This is a genomic window from Quadrisphaera sp. DVD1 (genome assembly GCF_058932755.1).
In genome coordinates, this window is sequence record NZ_JBZYWI010000210.1 from 1 (window position 1) to 3967 (window position 3967).

The following is a 3967-nucleotide window of genomic DNA, read 5'->3' on the forward strand; positions in this document are numbered from 1 at the left end:
CGGGCAGCTCGGGCAGCTCGGTGCCCTCGTACTGCCCGGCCGTGGCGTTCCAGGACTCCTCGTAGTAGCCGTCCTCGGCGGCCGAGGCGAGGGCGTCGTTGACGAACTCGCACATCGCCACGTCGCCCTTGGTGATGCCGATGCCGTAGGGCTCCTCGGTGAACTGCTCGCCGACGAGCTTGAACTCGCCCTCGTTCTCCGCGACGTACCCGGTGAGGATGACGTTGTCGGTGGTCAGCGCCTGGGCCTGGCCGGTCTGCATCGCCGAGACGCACTCGTCGTAGCCGGCGAAGAGGACGAGCTGGTCGGGGGAGGCCAGGTACTGGCGGATGTTCTCCGCGGGGGTGGAGCCCTCCACCGAGCAGATCTTCACGTCGGGGTTGGCCTTGAGGTCCTCGGGCCCGGAGATCCGGTCCTCGTCGGCGCCGACCATGATCTGCTGGCCGGCGACGTAGTACGGGCCCGCGAAGGTGATCCGCTCCTTGCGCTTGTCGTTGATCGTGTACGTGGCCACGACGAGGTCGACGTCGCCGTTGACGATGAGGTCCTCGCGCTGGGCGCTGGGCGCCTCGACCCACGTGATGCCCTCGGCGTCGACGCCCAGCTGCGCGGCGATGTACTCGGCGATGTCGACGTCGAAGCCCTCGGGGTCGCCCGACAGGCCCTTGAGGCCGAAGCCGGGCTGGTCGAACTTCGTGCCGACCGTGATCGTGCCGCGCTCGGCGATCTCGGCCATCGTCGTGCCGGCCTCGAAGGTCGGCGCCTCCGAGGCGCTGGGCTCGGCGGCGGCGTCCCCGCCGTCGTCGTCGCCGCCACCGCCGCAGGCGGTCAGGAGCAGGGCGGCCACGGCCGCGCCGGCCAGGGCGCTGGTGCGCGCGTTCCTCATGGTGGGTCCTCCGTCGGTCAGTGGGTCAGGATCTTGGACAGGAAGTCCCGGGCGCGCGCGGAGCGCGGGGCGGTGAAGAACTCCTCGGGCGTGGCCACCTCGGCGATCTCGCCGTCGGCCATGAACACGACGCGGTCGGCGGCCCGGCGGGCGAAGCCCATCTCGTGGGTGACGACGACCATGGTCATCCCGCTGGCGGCCAGGGCGACCATCACCTCGAGGACCTCGTTGATCATCTCCGGGTCCAGGGCCGAGGTCGGCTCGTCGAAGAGCATCACCTTGGGGTCCATCGCCAGCGCCCGGGCGATCGCCACGCGCTGCTGCTGGCCGCCGGAGAGCTGGGCGGGCAGCTTGTCGGCCTGGTCGGCGACGCCGACGCGCTCCAGCAGCTCGCGGGCGCGCCGCTCGGCGTCGGCCCGCTTCTGCCCTCGCGCCTGGACCGGCCCCAGCGTGACGTTGTCCAGCACGGACTTGTGGGCGAAGAGGTTGAAGGACTGGAAGACCATGCCGACGTCGGCGCGCAGCTTCGCCAGCTCCCTGCCCTCCTCGGGCAGCGGCGCGCCGTCCACGGTGATCGTGCCGGACTCGATCGTCTCCAGCCGGTTGATCGTGCGGCACAGGGTGGACTTGCCGGAGCCGGAGGGGCCGATGACGACGACGACCTCACCGCGGCCCACGGTGAGGTCGATGTCCTTGAGCACGTGCAGGGCGCCGAAGTGCTTGTTGACGCCGTCCAGGACCACCAGGGGAGGCGCCGCGGCGTCGCGGGCGGTCGGAACGGTCATGCGGGCAACGTAGCGCTCAGGCAAAGGGATGGTCACGAGCCGAGGTGGGTGACCACCCTGACGTGACCGCATCGAGATCTGGCCGGCGGCCGCCCCGAGCGGTCAGCGGCGCGGCGTCCGGGCGTCGCCGGGCAGGCCGAAGCGGGTGCGGACGCCGGGGGAGAAGGCCACGTGGTCCGGCGCCCGCCCGGCGAGCTCGGGCAGTCCCGCCGCGGCGACCAGGTCGTCCTCCAGGGCCAGCACGCGCGCGGCGTGCAGCGGCCAGGTCTCGTGCTCGTTCGGGACGTACCAGGTGTGGCCGAGGTGCGCCTCGTGCAGGCCCCAGCGGGCGGTGAGGAAGGCCGCCAGCGCGTCCTCCCCGGGAGGCAGGGGGTCACCGACCTCGACGACGACGCGGCTGGAGGCGCCCGACCGGCGTCCCCGCCCGCGGGTCGCGTAGGCGACCTGGCGGCCCGGCACGGCCGCGCCCGGCCCGGCCGGCGAGGGCCGGTCGTCGAAGGCCATCCGCGCCCAGCGGTACGGCAGGCCGAAGGAGGCGCGCGCGCCGAGCACCACCGCCAGGCGCGAGCACTCCAGGGTGCGGAAGACGATGCCGCGGCGCCCGGTGGCGTCGACGCTGTAGAGCCGGACGTTGGTCTCGAGGAACGTGCCGGCCCACGGCACCCCGGGGCCGCGGCCCAGGCCCGCCCCGACCATGCGGAAGGGGATCAGCCCGACGTACGTGGCGCCGTCGACGACGTCGGGCCGCACGCCCGGCGGCATGAGCGGCGCCACGCGCTCGGGGTCGACCGCCCAGTGCAGGAAGGTCAGGTCCCGCCACGCCTGGCCCATGATCACCGGGCCGCGCAGCACCGGGGCGGCGGGATCGACCGGTTCGGGGGTGCTCACGGCGACCTATCCTTGCCCGGTGGTCCAGTCCCGCACGTACGCCGTCCGCACCTACGGCTGTCAGATGAACGCCCACGACTCCGAGCGGATGGCCGGGCTCCTCGAGACGGCCGGCTACGTCCGCGCCGACGACGAGGCCGCGAAGGCGGGCGAGGCCGACGTCGTGGTCTTCAACACCTGCGCGGTGCGCGAGAACGCCGACAACCGCCTCTACGGCAACCTCGGTCACCTGGCCTCGGTCAAGGCCCGGCGCCCGGGCATGCAGATCGCCGTCGGCGGCTGCCTGGCGCAGAAGGACCGCGACACGATCGTGGCGAAGGCCCCCTGGGTCGACGTCGTCTTCGGCACCCACAACGTCGGGGCGCTGCCGGCGCTGCTCGACCGCGCCCGGCACAACGGCGAGGCGCAGCTGGAGATCCTCGAGTCCCTCGACGTCTTCCCCTCCACGCTGCCGGCGGCGCGCGAGTCCGCGGCCTCCGGCTGGGTCTCCATCGCCGTGGGGTGCAGCAACACGTGCACGTTCTGCATCGTCCCGGCGCTGCGCGGCAAGGAGCGCGACCGCCGTCCCGGTGACGTCCTCGCCGAGGTCGAGGCGCTCGTCGCCGACGGCGTCGTCGAGGTGACGCTGCTGGGCCAGAACGTCAACACCTACGGCGTCGAGCTCGGCGACCGCGGCGCGTTCGCCAAGCTGCTGCGCGCCTGCGGCGGCATCGAGGGGCTGGAGCGGGTGCGCTTCACCAGCCCCCACCCGGCGTCCTTCACCGACGACGTCATCGCCGCGATGGCCGAGACCCCGAACGTCATGCCGCAGCTGCACATGCCGCTGCAGTCCGGCTCGGACCGGGTGCTGCGCGCGATGCGCCGCTCGTACCGCTCCGAGCGCTTCCTGGGGATCCTCGACCGCGTGCGCGCCGCCATCCCGGACGCCGCGATCAGCACCGACATCATCGTCGGCTTCCCGGGCGAGACCGAGGAGGACTTCGCCGAGACCCTGCGCGTGGTCGAGGCCTCGCGGTTCGCCTCCGCCTTCACCTTCCAGTACTCCCCGCGCCCCGGGACGCCGGCCGCCACGATGGCCGACCAGGTGCCCAAGGCCGTGGTCCAGGAGCGCTACGAGCGGCTCATCGCCCTGCAGGAGCGGATCTCCGCCGCCGAGGCGCAGACCCAGGTGGGTCGCGTGGTCGAGGTGCTCGTCGCCGAGGGGGAGGGCCGCAAGGACGGCGCCACCGCCCGGCTCTCGGGCCGGGCCCGCGACAACCGGCTCGTGCACGTGGGCCTGCCGGTGGACGCCGAGCTGCCGCGCCCGGGGGACGTCGTCGAGGTGACCGTCACCTACGCGGCGCCGCACCACCTCGTGGCCGACGCGGTGCGGACCGGCGCGCACGCCGGGGTGCCCGGCGCGGTGCCC

4 protein-coding genes are annotated in these 3967 nt (G+C 73.6%); 1 reads left to right on the forward strand and 3 read right to left on the reverse strand.

Going from position 1 to position 3967, the window contains the following annotated elements; genetic code table 11:
* The 3 genes from AC5FZL_RS15880 to AC5FZL_RS15890 form a co-directional block, all read right to left on the reverse strand.
* On the reverse strand, positions 1–886 hold an 886-nt coding region (locus AC5FZL_RS15880), incomplete at its 3' end, for a glutamate ABC transporter substrate-binding protein (RefSeq protein WP_493619851.1).
* Positions 887–903: 17 nt separating this feature from the next.
* Complete coding sequence (locus AC5FZL_RS15885; protein ID WP_493619852.1) at positions 904–1671, reverse strand: amino acid ABC transporter ATP-binding protein; 768 nt, start codon at positions 1669–1671, stop codon at positions 904–906.
* 102 nt (positions 1672–1773) lie between these two features.
* The gene (locus tag AC5FZL_RS15890; protein WP_493619854.1) at positions 1774–2502 is read right to left on the reverse strand and encodes a YqjF family protein; all 729 of its coding nucleotides are present in this window, start codon (positions 2500–2502) and stop codon (positions 1774–1776) included.
* On the opposite strand from AC5FZL_RS15890, the gene miaB reads away from it, so the two are divergent.
* Positions 2501–3967 (forward strand): tRNA (N6-isopentenyl adenosine(37)-C2)-methylthiotransferase MiaB (gene miaB / locus AC5FZL_RS15895; RefSeq protein ID WP_493619853.1); only part of this gene is annotated, 1467 nt, incomplete at its 3' end. The genes AC5FZL_RS15890 and miaB overlap by 2 nt on opposite strands.

Coding starts and splice junctions, on each gene's coding strand:
- AC5FZL_RS15890 (WP_493619854.1), bottom strand. CDS start 2,502: ATGGGCCAGGCGTGGCGGGACCTGACCTTCCTGCACTGGGCGGTCGAC.
- AC5FZL_RS15885 (WP_493619852.1), bottom strand. CDS start 1,671: ATGACCGTTCCGACCGCCCGCGACGCCGCGGCGCCTCCCCTGGTGGTC.